A 16,018-nucleotide genomic window follows, 5' to 3' on the forward strand; every position below is an offset into this window, starting at 1 on the left:
CTTGCCAAGCCAAGGAGCGAGTGTTCTGGGGGAGGACATAGAAAGGATTGTAGCACGGGAGAGTGCATGGAATCAACGATCCTCTGTATTTAGTCTGTCTAATATAAGGGAGGGCATTTTCTAGATGTCGGAGCTGCGTGTGAAATCCCACCTTGATGAAGTTTCTGGGGTGATGGTGTTGGTGGGTAGTGTGCTTTTACTTAACTATTGATGAGATGATACAGATGGGTTTTGTTTGTGTATCCTATGATCTTTTGCTTTACGTGATAGGGGGGCTTGTTAGGGTGCTTGGGTATTTTTGAAGGGATGGCACTAGTAGAGAAAAAGATTGATACCCTGCAGGCTGTGGAACTCGGCGATGGGGTAGAAATTACTTTACGAGTGGCGGGGCCATTTGCTCGGGCGATGGCTTTGGTGATCGATTACCTGATCATTTCTGGGGTGTTGATTGTGCTGGGGATTGTGACTTCAATCGTGGCGATTGGGGCCAATGGGAATATTGCGACAGGATTGATGTTGCTGGCCTTATTTGTGCTTTCATGGGGGTATTTTAGTTTGTTTGAAATTGGCAAGAAGGCGGCGACCCCTGGCAAGCGTACGATGGGGATTCGGGTGGTGGATCGCTCGGGGAATCGGGCTAGTGGGGGGCAAGTATTGGTGCGGAATATTTTGCGTTATGTGGATATGTTGCCCGGCTTGCCTTCTGGGTCGATGGGGATTTTCATAGGGGGGTATGGTGCGGGTTTGATGACGTGTTTTTTATCTAAGAAGTTTCAGCGTCTTGGGGATCTGGTAGCGAATACCGTGGTGGTCTATGACAAGCCGGTGAAGCACGGGCAGTCCTTGTTGCCTCCCGCGTTGGAGTCGGTGGCTCCGCCTGTGGCATTGAACCGAGAAGAGCAGGCGGCGATCGCTGCATTCAAGAATCGTGCTGGCTTGTGGTCGGAAGAGCGCCGTATTGAGTTGGCCAATCACGCATCGACGGTGACAGGTGAGAATGGGCGTGCAGGCTTCACGAAGCTTTTGGGGATGGCGCATTGGTTAGATGAAGGGAAGTGATGAGATGAAGGTGCAAGATTTCGAAGAGCAACGGGCGGAGAAGTGGCGCGCCTATGATCTCAAAATGCAGGCTATAGAGTCAGCTAGAGACCGCAAGTTGCAGGATGTGGATGAGGTGCCTAAGATGATTCGCGAGCGTTGCCACGAGCTGACGCTTGCGCGTTATCGCATGTACGGCGAGACGGTCTGTGAGTATCTCAATGAACAGGTGATCCGAGGGCATAAGTTGCTGGCGTCGAACCCTGGGAGCTTTGTAGAGAAGTCGCTCAAGTTTGTGGCTGTGGAATTCCCTCAGGTGGTACGCCGTGAGTGGCGGCTACATCTTCTGTGTTGGGTGTTTTTTTTGGTGCCTCTCATCGGCATGTGGATTTCGATTTACCATGATTTGAATTGGGTGCGCAGCATTTTAGGCAGTGATGGGATGGCGAACATGGATGCGATGTATGGGAAAGGTGACGAGGCGAATTTAGACGGTCGCGATGAGGTTGGAGCGAACTTCATGATGTTTAGCTTTTATGTGAACAATAACATCGGGATCGACTTTCAGATCATTGCTGGCGGTATCCTAGCGGGTGTTGGTAGTTTGTTTATTTTATTGATGAATGGCTTAGGCATCGGCGGGGCGATGGCGTATGTGATTGAGTATGGTGACCCGGTGAAGTTCTTCAGCTTTGTGTCTGGACATTCATCGTATGAGCTTGTGGGGATGGTGGTTGCAGGAATGGCGGGAATGCGGATTGGTCTTGGCTTGCTCAACCCTGGGCGCATGACACGTGGAAGGGCATTGCTAGAGAGCGGGAAAAAGGGCTTACCCTTGGTGTACGGTGCGTTCTTGCTGACTTTATTAGCGGCGGTGGTGGAAGGATTTTGGTCGGCTCATGACTTTGCTCCATCGGTGAAGTATTCAGTGGGGATCGCTGGGTGGGTGGCGTTGGCCTTGTACTTTGGTTTTGCAGGAAGGAGGTCAGGTGCAGCTTGAGAAGGTGACTGCTGAGATTCGCCCGCGAGGCCGCTGGGAATCGATCGATCTAGGGTGTGCGCTGGTGCGTGCAAACTACGGTAAGGTCATGAGTGCTTGGCTGCTCACTGCAGTGCCTTTATGGTTTATCATCGTATCCCTGTGTCAGTTGATCTCGAATGCTGAAGTGGGGGCTTGGTTGGCGGGTGTGTTGTGTCTTTGGGTTGTGCCTTTTTGTGATCGCATTCCATTGTGGGTGCTAAGCCGCCGTTTATTTGGTGATGATCCGAGTTGCATGGATGTGTTGAAGTCGCTGCCAGGATTGTGGTCAAAGCGGTTGTTGTTGACTGTGTTGTGTGGGCCATTGGATCTGGGGCGTGGTTTATCTCAGCCGGTGATGCAGCTCGAGGGCTTGAAGGGTAAAGCTTACAAGCATCGCGTGCGAGTGCTGGCTCGCAATGGTGGCGAGGGGGCGAGCCAGGCCTCGATGATTGGGCTGGTCTTGGTTTTGGCCACGATGTTTTCGATGCTCTTTGTATTCTTCACCACGGTGGGCTTGTTTGGGGATGAGATTTTGATTGAAGAGTTTTGGGTAGACCATGTCTTGGGGAGTGATGCGGTGTTTATGCCTGCACCGTATGTATGGATTTTGGTGGGGTTGATGCTCTCAGCGATCACGGTGATCGAACCCTTCTGCGTGGGTGCGGGATTTGCCATCTATATCAATAGCAGGACGGTGACCGAGGGTTGGGATATCGAGCTGGCGTTCAAGCGCATGAGTGAGCGTGTGAACGGGATGATGCAGACTGCGGGTAAGGTGCTTACTCTGGTGATTGCTGCGGGGCTTTGTATTGGCGAGGCTTGTGCCTCAAATGAGCGCTTGGAGCGGGTGATGGCAGATGGTGACTTTGAGGTGCATACTGAGGTGATTGAGGTGCCTGTGGACCGTGAGCGATGGTCATGGTGGGATATCGGCGATGGTTGGCAGCTCGAAGGGTTGGGGGCGATTGCTAATGTGATATTTTACCTTATTGTGGCCTCACTAGTGGCGGGGTTGATCTGGCTTATTCATTCGAATCGGCACATTTTTTCAGGAGCTGCGATTGCGCAAGATGGGGGGAGAAGCAGTGCCAGGGTTCGTAGTGTGATGGGCATGGTGGTTTCTCCTGAGAGCCTGCCGGACGATATTGCTAAGGCTGCTAGAGAGGCCTGGGATACTGGTGAGCACCACCTGGCGATGAGCCTTCTCTACCGCGGTTCGATCTCTGCCTTGATTCATCAGGATGAGGTGGTGATCGAGAGTAGTGATACTGAGTCTGATTGTTTGCGCGCGGTGCTGGGTCATGTGGCGGATGCACGTGGGCAGTATTTTTCTAGACTCACACAGGCATGGATGCGGCTGGCGTATGGCAATATGCTGCCGAGTGACTCAGCGGCGGATGAGATGATTGGGGCCTGGCCATTTGGGAAGGAGCAAGGATCATGAAGTGTGTGGTGTTCCTTTTGTTGCCGCTCTTGTTGTTGTGTTCATGTAGTCGCGAGACTGAGGAACACGAAAATGTGTTGGGCTACATGGGACTAGCGCGCAAGAATCCCTTCCTTGCTGCCGAGCGTTATTTGCAATCGGATGGTCACATGGTGACAAGTAGCACTGGGGTGCTAAAGTTGGATGCCGCCGAGGCTACCGTGTTTGCTCCAGCGTCGAGTGTCCGCTCGGTGGCGGATGCTGAGAGGATTCTGGAATGGGTGGCTGAAGGGGGGCATTTTGTGTGCTTCTTGGAGCGGGCCGAGGATTATTGGAGTGATCTGGGTGAGTACACGGATCACGATCCCAGCACTTGGAAAGACGATGTGGGGGAAGACGATAGAGCGCTGTCTCTGGGATTGGTGAGGCTTTTTGCGGAGGTGGATATTGAGTGTGTGGCCTTGAACGAGGAAGCAGAGGAAGCAGAGGAAGCAGAGGAAGCAGAGGAAGCAGAGGAAGCAGAGGAAGCAGAGTTGCGCGAAATTGCTATGGGCACGAAGCTGCCCAATGCGCAGACGGTCATGATTGAGGTGGGGCTGGAGGCCGAGTATCAAGCGTTGTTAGGAGGCAGCATGGGAATGCAGGTGAAGGATGGGTATTATGATGGTGATTGGTTTGATAGTGGGCAGCAAGAACACCGTTTTTTGAGCCGTTTGTATGGATATATTGAAGATGAAGGTGTGGATCTGGGGCGGATGACCTTCGTGAGTGACGCGCGACTTTTCCGCAATCCTTATTTGGTGATGGGGCAGCATGCTGAGTTGTTGGATGTGCTTGCCGATGGCGATGGGTCGGTGGTTTTTTCCTTAGGCACGGTGCGAAGCTTTACTTCGATGTTGGGCGAGCATGCCTCTAAGGCGCTATGGTCTTTGTTGGTCTTGCTGGTGTTGTGGCTGTGGAAGAATTTGCCGCGCTTTGGCCCTATGCTGGATGTGCAGGCTGGTCATTCGAGGAGCTACTTGGAGCATGTGAGTCAGGTCGGGAGATTCTTCTGGCGCCACCAACGTGCAGACATTTTACTGAAGAGTCTACGCGGCGCCGCGTTGCGTGGTGCGGGCCAATCTCACATCGAAGAAATGGACTCCGATGTGCTAGCAGAACGACTTGCTGAGAAGGCGGGGGTGGAGCGGGACTTGCTTCATGAAGCGCTGCATGCTGAGCAGATCAAAGACGCCAATGACATGGTGCGGATTACGAAAATTCTACAAAACCTATTGAAACAATGATGAATGATTCCGAAGAAGTTCAGGCTGCTGTGGCGCAGCCTGCGAACGATGTGCAAGAGCTAGGCTTGTTGGGCTTGGTGCAGCAACTAAAGTCTGAGCTGCGCAAGGTTGTGTTTGGCCAAGACTTGATCATCGATCAGGTGATTGCCACGTTTTTAGCTGGTGGTCACGTGCTGTTGGAGGGGAAGCCTGGCTTGGGGAAAACCCACTTGGTGGTGGCCTTAGCGCACACCTTTGGTGGGAGTTTTGGGCGGGTTCAGTTCACCCCGGATTTGATGCCGGCAGACGTGACTGGCTTCACATTGTTTGATATGAAGAGCCAGGTGTTTCAGGTGCGAAAGGGCCCAATCTTTACCAATCTTTTGCTGGCGGATGAGATCAACCGATCTCCAGCCAAGACTCAGGCGGCTTTGCTGGAGGTGATGCAGGAGCGTCAGGTGACGATTGATGGTGAGACCTTGTCTTTGGAGCCTCCATTCATGACTCTGGCAACTCAGAACCCGATTGAACAAGAAGGGACCTACCCGCTACCTGAAGCGCAGCTGGATCGTTTCTTGATGAAGGTGGTGATGGATTACCCGAGCCCTGAAGACGAGGCTCGGGTGGTGCAAGACGTCACCAGTGGTGCTGGGCTTCGGCCGGGTGCGGTGGCGCAGCTTTGTTCTCCCGCCGACATTCTGGCGATTCAGAAAACTGTGGCACACATCAAGTGTGTGGATGAGGTGGTGGAGTATGCGGTGAATATCGTGCGTGCGACGCGTGGTACTCAGGGCATCAGCCTGGGGGCGGGCACCCGTGGTGCGATTAGCTTGGTGCGCATTGCAAAGTCCTACGCTTACATGGAGGGGCGTGATTATGTGGTGCCTGATGATGTCAAACAAGCGGCCCTACCGGTATTGCGTCACCGGGTGCAATTGGCTGCTGAGCTGGTGATCAGCGGGCAAAAAGTAGATGATGTGCTCAATAAGATTGTGGCCGCTGTGGAAGCTCCACGTCAGTAATCGATGAGCGACCCTATCCACGTGCTTGCCATGAGCGGCTTGAGCTCCTTCCTGATCGGGGTGATTACCTACGTGGGGCCATTGTTGTGTGTTCTCGTCTTGTGGAGACGATACAGCTGCAAGCCAACGGCTCTGTCTGTGGCTGTCGGGGGGGGATGGTTTCTGTTGGGGGTGTTGGTGTCGATTGTGCCAGGGCTGGAGCTGCTTTGGTGGATTGCATTGGCGCTATGGGCTGGCTTGATGGTGATTGATTTGTTGGTTTTATTACGGATGGCTCCACTCTCGGTTGAACGGGTACTGCCCGGCCGTTTTGCCATCAATCAAGAGGCTGAAATCACGTTGAAGCTGATCAATGCATCGCGCCTTCCGCTGCGCCTTCGCGTGTACGATGGGTTGCCAGAGGTGGCTGAGGCGCAGGGGCTGCCTTGGCTTGGCAAAGTGGATGCTCGCGCTTACGCAGAGATCAGCTACAATGGGCTGTTTCGAAAGCGTGGTGAGTGGCAAGTGGATGCTGCGCACATTGAGCATTCTGGCGCCTTGGGTTTTTGGAGCCGACAAATTCGAGCGGGTGAGGTGCAATCGACTCGTGTGTATCCTAATTACGAGCCGGTGATTCAGTTTTCACTGTTAGCGATGGAGAATAAGCCGGAGCAAATGGGAATTGTGATGAAAGACCGGGCTGGCATGAGCAAGGAGTTCCATCAATTAAGGGATTACCAGCTGGGTGATACGCTTTCGAGTGTGGATTGGAAGGCTAGCTCTAAGAAGCTCCAGTTGATTAGCCGTGAGTTCCAAGAGCAACGCGATCAGACTTTGATTCTCGCTGTTGATTGCGGCCGGAGGATGCGGGCGATGGATGGTGATATCCCTCAATTTGACCATTGTTTGAATGCGATGCTGTTGCTGGCCTATGTGGCGCTGAAGCAGGGCGACAAAGTTGGGATTTTGAACTTTGGTGGCGAAGATCGCTGGTTGGCTCCAGTGAAGGGGATTCATTCGATGACGGCGATTCTCAACCACCTGTATGATTACCAAACGACGACTGCACCCAGTGACTATGCCGAAGCGGCTGAGCGTCTATTGATGCGTCAGCAGCGACGCTCGATGGTAGTTTTCCTGAGTAATGTGCGTGGTGAAGACGGTGCCGACTTGATTGATCCGCTGCGTCAGGTGCGGATGAAGCATGTGACGCTCTTGGCAAACCTGCGTGAGGCTGAAGTGATGCAGCGGCTGGATGAGGAAGTGCGGGGCTTGGATGATGCGCTCGCCGTAGGAGCCACGCAGCTGTACCTTGATGAGCGTGCGGCGTTGCTCAAGCAGCTAGAGCAGCATGGCATCATCGCACTAGATGAAACTGCGCAGGAGCTCCCCATCGCATTGTCAAATGCTTACTTGATGATGCGCGACGCAGTTTGAGGGGCGTTCGAAAAATGCGGAAAAAGCTTCATCCTGATCGAGCATCTGCTTATGGTGTCGGCGTGCTTCAGATTGTCTTTAATGAAATTAGTGCTGCGGAGATGTCGCAGTTGGATACTTTGGATCAATTGGACTTATTGAGTTCTTTCCAGGTGACTGAGGAAAAGCTGACCAACCTAGATGGTGGTGAGTTTGCAAAGCTTGAGCGCGATGGGGTTTCGCTGTATCGCTTCCGCGCCGACGAGCATCGTATTTACTTTGGGGTGAAGGATGAGAGTGTGATTGTGTACCGTGTGCTCAGCAAGAACACGCTGAGCGATTTCTTGTTCCGTTCGAAGATGCCGCTGAGTGAGGATGAAGCAGTGGTAAACTCGAAGCACTTTTGGAAGTTGATCGACGAAGGTCGTAAGGCTCGCCAAGTCTAGAGGCAAGTTGCCGATGCTCACGCCCTCCAGTCGCAGACGGAGGGCTTTTTTGTGCCAGAGACCCAGCTTGTATTTAGGTGCCTTGCTCGGGGCTGGGTGCTGCTGAGACAATGCGTGCTTCCCAAATGAAGCGGCGAAAGAGCACTTTGAGCGCTGCGGTCAGAGGGACGGCAAGCAGTGCTCCGATGAAGCCGCCTAGGATCAGCGACCAGAAAAGCATGGAAAAGATAACGGTCATCGGGTGCAGGCCCACGGAGTCACCCACGATTTTCGGTGCTGTGACCATCGAGTTGATTTGTTGGACAATGAGGAAGATGGCGACGACGGCGACGACGTAGATCCAGGGATTGTGCCCGAGCAACCAGCTCAGGGACTCACGGTTGGCCTCTTGGTTGAAGTGGACGTAGGCGATCAGGCAGGATGGGATGAGGCAGAGGATGTTTCCAATGAAGGGGATGACGCCGAGGATGGCCATCGCCACACCGATGACGAGAGCGTAGGGGAGACCAAAGAAGAAGAGAGAAATGCCAACCAACAAGCCATCGATCAGAGAGACCAGGATCTGCCCTCGGAAGAAAGAAATGAGGTAGCCATTGATCTCCTGGAGGGTGTCGACCACTTCATTTTTGAATTCTGAGGCGCGCAGTGGGACGTACTCGTGCCAGTGGGCCTTGATCGCGGATGACTCTTTGAGGAAGTAATATAGATAGATTGGCACCATGACGACACCAACGACAAATCCGAAGGTGGTGAGGATCGAGCGGGTGCCTGCTAGGATGAAGCGGTTGAGGTACTCAGTGATTTCTTGGGCATGTGAGGTGAGGTGGTAGGCGATGTTGGTCTCACTGAATGGGACATCGAGTTCGGTCGCTTGGGCTGGCTCGGAAGAAGGGATGGTTGTGCTTGGGGGCGACTGAGTAAGTTCGGAGTCATAGGGTGCTAGTGCCCAGTCCGCCGCTGGCTTGATCCAGGAGATTTGGCTCAACTCGGTGATCGTCTGAGTCACGTTTTGGCCCATGCTGGATTCTCCTTCTGATTTTTCGAAGAGGTCTTTCGCTTGGTTAACGATTGGAGGCACGGTGATCAGCAGCATGATGACGATGAACACAGTGAAGGAGCTAAATACGGTGATCACGGAGGTGAGGCGGCTCATGCCTTTGCGCTGCAGCCAGCTGACTACGGGGTCGAGCAAGTAGGCGATCACGCCAGATACCGCTACGGGCAGAAGGACTGGCTGGAGGTAGGTGAGCACATCGCCGATAAGCCAAATGAATCCGCAGAGGATGGCTCCGAGGGTGCAGATGCTCAGGCCAGTGAGGGCGCGCCAGAGGGTACGCTTTTGGAAGGTGGACGGGTATTCAGTGCTCATATGTGATATGTCGCTAGAACTTAGCTACACATCTTATGCACTGATGTTAGTGAGCAATCAAGCGCTTACTAACAGGCGACGGTGTCGCGTGAATCAATGATCGTGATTGCCTCTTCCTTCTTGAACATCTTGGCGAAGGTGCTGCCCATGTTGGCCGCTTCGGTGAGCGTTTGGGTGGTGGCGACGTCGGAGACATTGCCGTTGTCGTCGTATTGGACGCGGAATGGCGGGACGAATCGTTCGCTGAAGGCATCGGGTACGAGCATTTCTGAGACGTACTTGATCTGCGGGAAGTGCGCGTCGCAAAGCTGTTGCAAGGCTGCATGGAGTTCATGCGGGACCACTGAGTGGAATGGCATGACCTCGGTGATTTCTTGGTCACTACCGACGACATCGAAGGCGTAACTGAAGTCCGATGGGTCGGCAATCAAGCTGATGCTGATTTCCTTGCCTTCATATTCGAAGTCGAGGCGCACGCCCACATTGTAGAGTTGGAAGTCTAACGGGGACTCGAAATCGAGCAATGTGACATCCATGCCAATATCGCAGCCGAGGGCGCACTTGGTGAATTCGGAGAACACAGGAATGATGATATCATCGGTGATGCGTTCCATCTCAGAGCAACCAACAACGAAATTTTGACGCAACACAATCTGTGCATCGATTTCTTTTTGAGTGAGCTGGGGGTCTTCAGCTGTGTTGTCTGTGGTTGCCATTGGTGAGAAAGTTTCGAACCTGTGTGTCTCGAATTAAGTTATCGAATATATAATTTAGCACAAAAAATCTAGAACGAAATCATTAAAATTTGATCTCGCTTAGTTGGTTGCCACATTTGAACATCCGTTTGTCTTATTCGGGGTGGCAGCGGTATTATTTGATTGTCTATCGTTGAATAAAGCCTGATTGTGTATGGTGTCGCGGGGACTCGCCCGTTTGACACTGCATATTGCAGTTGCAATTATGGGTATTCTCGTCGTATGTGGTGCCCAGATGCACATCACCCTCTGAGCCTCAATATGTCTACTGCAGAACAAGTTCCTAATTTCGAAGATCTTTATCTAGGTGGCGACGACCAGTCGCTCCGCGATGAAGAGGCGCGGTATAAGCAAGCCGTGCGAATCGGTTTTGTGGAGATGGAGCGTATCGTTGAGGAAGTGATTGTGCCAGAGTTTGAGAAAGTGGGAGAGATCCTCTACGATGCTGGCTACGCTCTGGAGTTGGTGGTGTTTGATACGGATTCTCATGTGTCTGAGGATCTTTTTGTGTGTGGTGCTGGATTGCACGTGCGGGTAGCAGGAGTGGACCGAGCGATCGTTTACACCGGTGATCCCTATCGTTTTGAATTCACGCTGCAGACACTGGACTGCACCGGCAATGTGGAAGAACGCAATGTGGAATACCACAAGCTCAACCCGTATTGGTTTTACAAGAGCATCTTAGATTTCCTTGATTTGACCTTCCCAGACGTGGATTTTTCCAAGTATGTGGAGCTTGAGGAAGATCAATGGCAGCTGATGGAGGGGCCGTTCACGGTTAAGCTCAAGCCTGATGATGGAGACGAGCAAGTGATTGCTCAGTCGGCGACGATTGAGGAAGCGATGCAGATGGCGTCACGTTTTTGCGCTGGTTTCACTACGGAAGAGATGTTGATTCTGGAAGATAGCCAGGGTCGCCAGATTTGTTAAGCGATTCGATGGACTGGCAACAACGCTATGTAGCGGGCGACACACCTTGGGATAAGGGGATGTGCTCTCCGGGGTTGAAGGATTTGATTCAGTCGAAGCCGGTATTATTTGGCGATGATGCGCGTGTTTTTGCGCCTGGCTGTGGTTTTGGGCACGATGTGCGAGAGCTCGCTAAGGTGAGTGGTTTTGTACAAGGGGCTGACATATCGGAGTTTGCTGTTGCGCGTGCACGCAAGGAAGCGCCAGAGAATGTGGCGTTTGATCAATTGGATATTTTTGACCTGCCTGGGTCGATGCATGGAAGCTATGAGATGGTGTGGGAGCACACCTGTTTTTGCGCGATTGCTCCGGAGATGCGCCAGCAATACGTGGAGTCGATGTGGCAGTTATTGAAGCCGATGGGGATGGTGCTGGGGGTGTTCTTTGTGGATCCGAATCGGGGCTTTGATGGCCCGCCGTTTTTGTTGCAGCGCGATGAGGTGATGGCGGCATTTTCCAGCCACTTTGTGCTCGAGTGGGATGAGGAAGCCGCGACTAGTTACCCTGGTAGAGAGGGCCGAGAACGTTTGATGCTTTTCCGTCGCCTCGCTAGCTGCGGAGAGTGAGCTTTGGCTCCCTCATTTGAGAGAACGGTAGACTTTTTGGGGTCGCTTGGCTGAAACCGCTAGATAAATTTTAATCTGGGGACATAATGGTGGTATGTCGATGCAGCTCAGCCGACTCAGTGAGTCCAGTAAGCAATTGTTGTTTGACGCGATGTTCGGTTTGGAAAAAGAACATGTGCGTGTGGATATGGATGGGAAGCTGGCGCGCACGGCGCACCCGGCAGCGTTTGGTGACAAGCTGGACAATCCATACATCACGGTTGATTTTGCGGAGAGCCAGCTGGAGCTGATCACTCCGCCTCTGGAGTCGACTCATGAGGCGTTGGGGTTTCTGGAGACTTTGCAGGATGTGGTGGTCGAGCATCTCGATGGTGAGTTACTGTGGCCACAAAGCATGCCGCCGGAGCTCCCGGAGTCCGCGGAGGAGATACAGATTGCGGACTTTGGAGATGAGGGCAAGGATCTCAGTGCTTATCGGGATTTTTTGGCTGATGCTTATGGGCGCAAGCGGCAGATGATTGCTGGGGTGCATGTGAATATGAGTTTTTCTGAGCCCTTGTTACGCGCTTGGTTTGATGATTTCGCTGGCCTTGATGAGGATTATGAGGGGTTTCGTGAGCGGGTGTACTTGAGGGCGCTTCGCACGATGCTCAAGCAGCGTTGGATGATGTTGGCGCTTTTGGGAAATAGCCCGGTGATGCATCTCAGTTATGCGGAGGTCTGTGGTGACTTTCCGGTGCTTGGGGCGGAGCTTTGTGGCAACGACCGCAGCGTGTCGATCCGAGCCAGCCTGTGTGGTTACCGCAACAACGAGGAATTTGTACTCGATTATAGTAGCGTGGCATCGCTGGAACAAACACTTGGTGAGTTGGTTGATCACGGTAGATTACATTCAGCGAAGGAGCTCTACAGTCCGGTGCGTTTGAAGAAGTCTCCAGAGACTGGGAGGATCACTCATCTCGAATTCCGCATGCTAGATTTAGATCCATCGGTGAAGGTGGGGGTTCGAGAATCAAGCCTTCACTTGCTCCACGCTTGGATGATTCAGGGGGTCTTTTCTGAGGAAGGTGCTGACTTGAGTGTCGAGGCTCAATTACGAGCTACGGCGAATCAATACGCCTGTGCTTGCTGTGGATTGCATGGGGGACTCAAAGATGTTGATGGGCGTGAGTACGGCGAGGGTGAGGCTCAGGCTGAGCTAGTTGCCATGCTGCAGCGCTTGCTGGAATTAACGCAGCTAAACCCCACTCAGGGATATGCCTACCGTGAGTCTCTGGAGCTTTATCAATCATGGTTGGAGATGGAACGTCACCCGCTACGTGAGCATGTCCGCGATCAGTCGCACGCTCAGGGATTCATCGCTTACCACCGAGATTTGGCCATGGAATATCGGCGCGAGAGTCTTGAGCATGGTTTTGGCTTCAAGGGGATGGGGGCGGTAGAGCTTTCCACTCAGTTGTTGTTACGCGATGCGGTGCGGCGCGGGGTGCGCTTCGAGTGGATGGATCGTGCTGAGAACTTTGTCCGATTGTCACAGGGGGGGCATGAGGAGTATGTGCAACAAGCGACCAAGACCTCGCGCGATCGCTACAGCGCGATCTTGATGATGGAGAATAAGTTGGTGACGAAGCGGGTGCTTGCTGCTGCTGGGATGCTAGTGCCACAGGGGGAGGTCTATGCTGATTTGATGCATGCCTTGTCTGGTTTTGGGAGCTTTTCGGGAATCCCTATCGTGGTGAAGCCAAAGACTACGAACTTCGGGCTCGGTATCACCATTTATCCAGAGGGCGCGAATAGCCAGCAATATGAAGAGGCGCTGCGGTGTGCCTTTGCGGAAGATTCCGAGGTCTTGGTAGAGCATTTTGTCGAAGGGAAAGAATATCGATTTTTTGTGATCGATGGGAAAGTGCACGGGGTCTTGCATCGCGTGCCGGCCAATGTCATCGGCGACGGGGTCGCCAGCATCGGGCACTTAGTCGAGCGAAAGAATCTCGATCCCATGCGTGGGGTGGGCTACACTCGACCGCTGGAGAAAATTGCTCAGGGGCGTGAGGAAGAGATCTTTCTCGCGCAACAAGGGATGGATTTTGAGAGCATCCCGGGGAAGGGGCAGCAGGTCTTTCTTCGTGAAAATTCTAACATCTCTACTGGTGGAGACAGCATCGACTACACGGATGAGATGCATCCCACATACCTAGCGCTCGCGGCGCAAGCTGCGGAGGTGATGGGGGTTGCCATTGCCGGTGTGGATATGATGGTACACGATCATGCGGCGGCTGCTAATGGCATGAATTATTCGATCATTGAGATGAATTTCAATCCAGCGATTCATATCCACTGTTACCCACACCTTGGGACGAATCGACAACTTAATTCCAAGTTATTAGACTTCTTGGGCTATTAAAGAGGTCGGAGGATTCGATGGTGTGCGCGGGTGTTTGTTTCATTGTAAATTATTCAATGTTAGTAACTTGTTGAGGTGTTGGGAAGGTGTGTTTATACTAACGTTTGAAAAATCCTCCCTAATTCCCCCCTATCATCTAGGTTCGTCCTCGATAATGCTGCGCTTACAATCCCAGGGTTCCCTCACTTGGGGGTAGGCGCAGCCTCTTGATGGTGACGGTTTAAGCATTCTTGCTGAGGCTCAGGTCTCAGCTTTTTCGGTCCTGCTAGCGGTTGGTACAGATGCTGTGGTTTTTCCCTATATTTGCTTTGATCCGTAGCGGAAGCGGTATAGCAAAGGGGCATGGCATCCGAGGCACATGACATCGTAGGTATTGATCTGGGGACTACCAACTCAGTGATTGGGGTGGTGGAGAGCGGGTTTCCTATTTTACTAGCTGACGCCAATGGTAGTCGCATCACGCCAAGTGCGATTCATTATGATGGAGATGATGTGGTGGTGGGGGCTGATGCGCTGCGCCAGCGCGGGATTTCTAGGCAGGTGGTGACGAGTGTGAAGCGCTTCATGGGAAAGCGTTATAGTGAAGTGGCTGACGAGGATTCTCATTTGAAGGTCGAGCAGGCAGCGGATGGTGGTATTTTGATTTTAGGGCGCAAACCAGAGGAGCATAGTGCCGAAATCATCGCGACATTGAAACGCCTTGCTGAGGCACAGCTCGGCCGCGAGGTGAAGCAGGCTGTGATCACGGTGCCGGCGTACTTCAATGATGCTCAGCGCCAAGCTACCAAGCTGGCTGGTGAGCTTGCAGGTCTTGAGGTGATGCGCATTGTGAGTGAGCCCACTGCTGCAGCGTTGGCATACGGTTTGGATAAGTTGGGGGATTCCTCCAAGGTGGCGGTGTATGATTTTGGTGGAGGCACCTTTGACGTTTCTGTTTTGGAGATGCGAGACGGAGTCTTTCAGGTTCTGGCGACAGATGGAGACACTCAGCTGGGTGGCGATGACATTGATCACGCCTTGGCGCAATGGATCTGGCAGCAGGCTGGTGATGCATCAGAACTGCAAGCTTATGAGCTCGATCGATTGCAGGGCGAGGCCCGCAAAGTGAAGGAAAGTCTTTCGAAGGAGGAGACGCATAGCTTACAAATCCCATTTTTTAGAGAAAACCTCCATCTAGAGCTGGCGGTCACTCAAGAGCAATTTGAGCGCGTGGTGGCTGGGGTGATCCAGCGTACGGAGTCACATTGCCGCCGAGTCTTGAATGACGCAGGAGTGGAGTCTGTAGATCTCGATGCGGTGGTGCTCGTGGGGGGGAGTACCCGTATTCCTGCTGTACGCCGCTTGGTGGAGCGAGTCTTTGGCATGAAGCCGGATCTGAGTCAGCATCCTGACGAGGCGGTGGCTTTGGGAGCGGTGATTCAAGGAGGTGTGCTTTCTGGGGCTTTGCGCGACATCGTCCTGCTCGATGTGACTCCCTTGAGTCTGGGGATTGAAACGTTTGGAGGATTGATGAATGTGTTGATTCCACGGAATACCACAATCCCATGCAAGGCGGGTGAGATGTTTACCAATGCGGTGGCGAACCAGAAGGAAATGTGTGTTCGCGTGCTGCAGGGTGAGCGTGAGATGGCACGGGATAACTGGGAGCTGGGCCAAGTGAATGTGCTGTTTGAGCCAGCGAGGAAAGGTCAGGCCCGGGTTGGCGTCCAGTTCGCCATCGATGAAAATGGCATCCTTGAGGTGCTCGCGCGCGACACTCAAACCGGCAAAGACACGTTGCTGCAGATTGATAGCGCCGCAGTCGATGTGGATGATCAAGCGGTAGAAGATATGGTCAGCGAGAGCGTCGATTATGCCTTTGACGACATGGCGGAGCGTGTGTTCACCGAGGCAAAGCTGAAAGCTGAGGAGCTCCTCCCTGCAGTGGATGTGGCGATGCAGCAGCTTCAGGAGGAATTATCGGAACAAGACGTGGTGGAGATTCACGCTTCGGTAGAAGAGGTGCGACAGGCGATGGTGGCTGGAGAAGCAAATCGTTTGAAGGCTGCGGTTCAAGTGCTCGATAAGGCCACAGAACAAATGGCTGCTATTTTAGTCGAAAAAGCGATGGAAGCCGCGTTGATGCAATCTTTAGAAGAAAATTAATTGCCCTCAATCGTTGATGGAATAAGGGATTCAGAGTGATCTAAAAAAAAGATCACATTTTTTCTCACAAATTAGACAAAGAAACAAATCATGGGCGCTTCTTTGTTGTAGTTATTCATAGCGAGGATAGCGGGGGTGAGAGCCCCACAGTCCAAACTAATTTTTCATGTGTAGGTAATAAGCTCGTCCTGAGCAATCGG

13 protein-coding genes are annotated in these 16,018 nt (G+C 52.8%); 11 read left to right on the forward strand and 2 right to left on the reverse strand.

Annotation, left to right across the window (positions count from 1 at the left end; genetic code table 11):
* Positions 1–306 precede the first annotated feature (306 nt).
* From F454_RS14560 to F454_RS0107460, 7 genes are read left to right on the forward strand one after another with little or no spacing between them, the layout of a single operon-like run.
* The gene (locus F454_RS14560; protein ID WP_018970013.1) at positions 307–1,059 is read left to right on the forward strand and encodes an RDD family protein; all 753 of its coding nucleotides are present in this window, start codon (positions 307–309) and stop codon (positions 1,057–1,059) included.
* Positions 1,060–1,063: 4 nt separating this feature from the next.
* On the forward strand, positions 1,064–2,038 hold the full coding sequence (locus tag F454_RS0107435) for a stage II sporulation protein M (protein WP_205619003.1): 975 nt from the start codon (positions 1,064–1,066) through the stop codon (positions 2,036–2,038).
* A complete protein-coding gene (locus F454_RS0107440) occupies positions 2,004–3,503 on the forward strand; it encodes a DUF4129 domain-containing protein (protein ID WP_156817190.1) in 1,500 nt (499 codons plus the stop codon). Before F454_RS0107435 ends, F454_RS0107440 begins: the two co-directional genes overlap by 35 nt.
* Entirely contained in the window at positions 3,500–4,768 is a 1,269-nt protein-coding gene (locus F454_RS0107445; RefSeq protein ID WP_018970016.1) for a DUF4350 domain-containing protein, read from the forward strand. The genes F454_RS0107440 and F454_RS0107445 overlap by 4 nt, the downstream gene beginning before the upstream one ends.
* Positions 4,765–5,769, forward strand: coding sequence for an AAA family ATPase (locus tag F454_RS0107450; RefSeq protein WP_018970017.1), 1,005 nt, complete (start codon positions 4,765–4,767; stop codon positions 5,767–5,769). Before F454_RS0107445 ends, F454_RS0107450 begins: the two co-directional genes overlap by 4 nt.
* Positions 5,770–5,772: 3 nt before the next feature.
* The gene (locus tag F454_RS14565; RefSeq protein WP_018970018.1) at positions 5,773–7,185 is read left to right on the forward strand and encodes a DUF58 domain-containing protein; all 1,413 of its coding nucleotides are present in this window, start codon (positions 5,773–5,775) and stop codon (positions 7,183–7,185) included.
* Between the two features lie 14 nt (positions 7,186–7,199).
* The gene (locus tag F454_RS0107460) at positions 7,200–7,610 is read left to right on the forward strand and encodes a hypothetical protein (protein ID WP_018970019.1); all 411 of its coding nucleotides are present in this window, start codon (positions 7,200–7,202) and stop codon (positions 7,608–7,610) included.
* 73 nt (positions 7,611–7,683) lie between these two features.
* Here F454_RS0107460 and F454_RS14570 read toward each other — a convergent pair whose 3' ends face one another.
* Together F454_RS14570 and F454_RS0107470 are read right to left on the reverse strand one after the other, a co-directional pair.
* Positions 7,684–8,979, reverse strand: coding sequence for an AI-2E family transporter (locus F454_RS14570; RefSeq protein ID WP_018970020.1), 1,296 nt, complete (start codon positions 8,977–8,979; stop codon positions 7,684–7,686).
* A gap of 68 nt (positions 8,980–9,047) precedes the next feature.
* Positions 9,048–9,695 (reverse strand): hypothetical protein, encoded by a 648-nt coding sequence (locus F454_RS0107470; protein WP_018970021.1) that lies wholly within the window; start codon positions 9,693–9,695, stop codon positions 9,048–9,050.
* A 300-nt stretch (positions 9,696–9,995) separates the two neighbouring features.
* On the opposite strand from F454_RS0107470, the gene F454_RS0107475 reads away from it, so the two are divergent.
* From F454_RS0107475 to F454_RS0107490, 4 genes are all read left to right on the forward strand, one after another.
* The gene (locus F454_RS0107475) at positions 9,996–10,664 is read left to right on the forward strand and encodes a hypothetical protein (RefSeq protein WP_156817191.1); all 669 of its coding nucleotides are present in this window, start codon (positions 9,996–9,998) and stop codon (positions 10,662–10,664) included.
* A gap of 8 nt (positions 10,665–10,672) precedes the next feature.
* Positions 10,673–11,269, forward strand: coding sequence for a methyltransferase domain-containing protein (locus tag F454_RS14575; RefSeq protein ID WP_018970023.1), 597 nt, complete (start codon positions 10,673–10,675; stop codon positions 11,267–11,269).
* 94 nt (positions 11,270–11,363) lie between these two features.
* On the forward strand, positions 11,364–13,673 hold the full coding sequence (gene gshAB / locus F454_RS0107485) for a bifunctional glutamate--cysteine ligase GshA/glutathione synthetase GshB (protein WP_018970024.1): 2,310 nt from the start codon (positions 11,364–11,366) through the stop codon (positions 13,671–13,673).
* 342 nt (positions 13,674–14,015) lie between these two features.
* On the forward strand, positions 14,016–15,818 hold the full coding sequence (locus tag F454_RS0107490; RefSeq protein ID WP_018970025.1) for an Hsp70 family protein: 1,803 nt from the start codon (positions 14,016–14,018) through the stop codon (positions 15,816–15,818).
* Positions 15,819–16,018 lie beyond the last annotated feature (200 nt).

The organism is Rubritalea marina DSM 17716 (assembly GCF_000378105.1).
In the GTDB taxonomy this organism is placed as follows: Bacteria; Verrucomicrobiota; Verrucomicrobiia; order Verrucomicrobiales; family Akkermansiaceae; genus Rubritalea; species Rubritalea marina.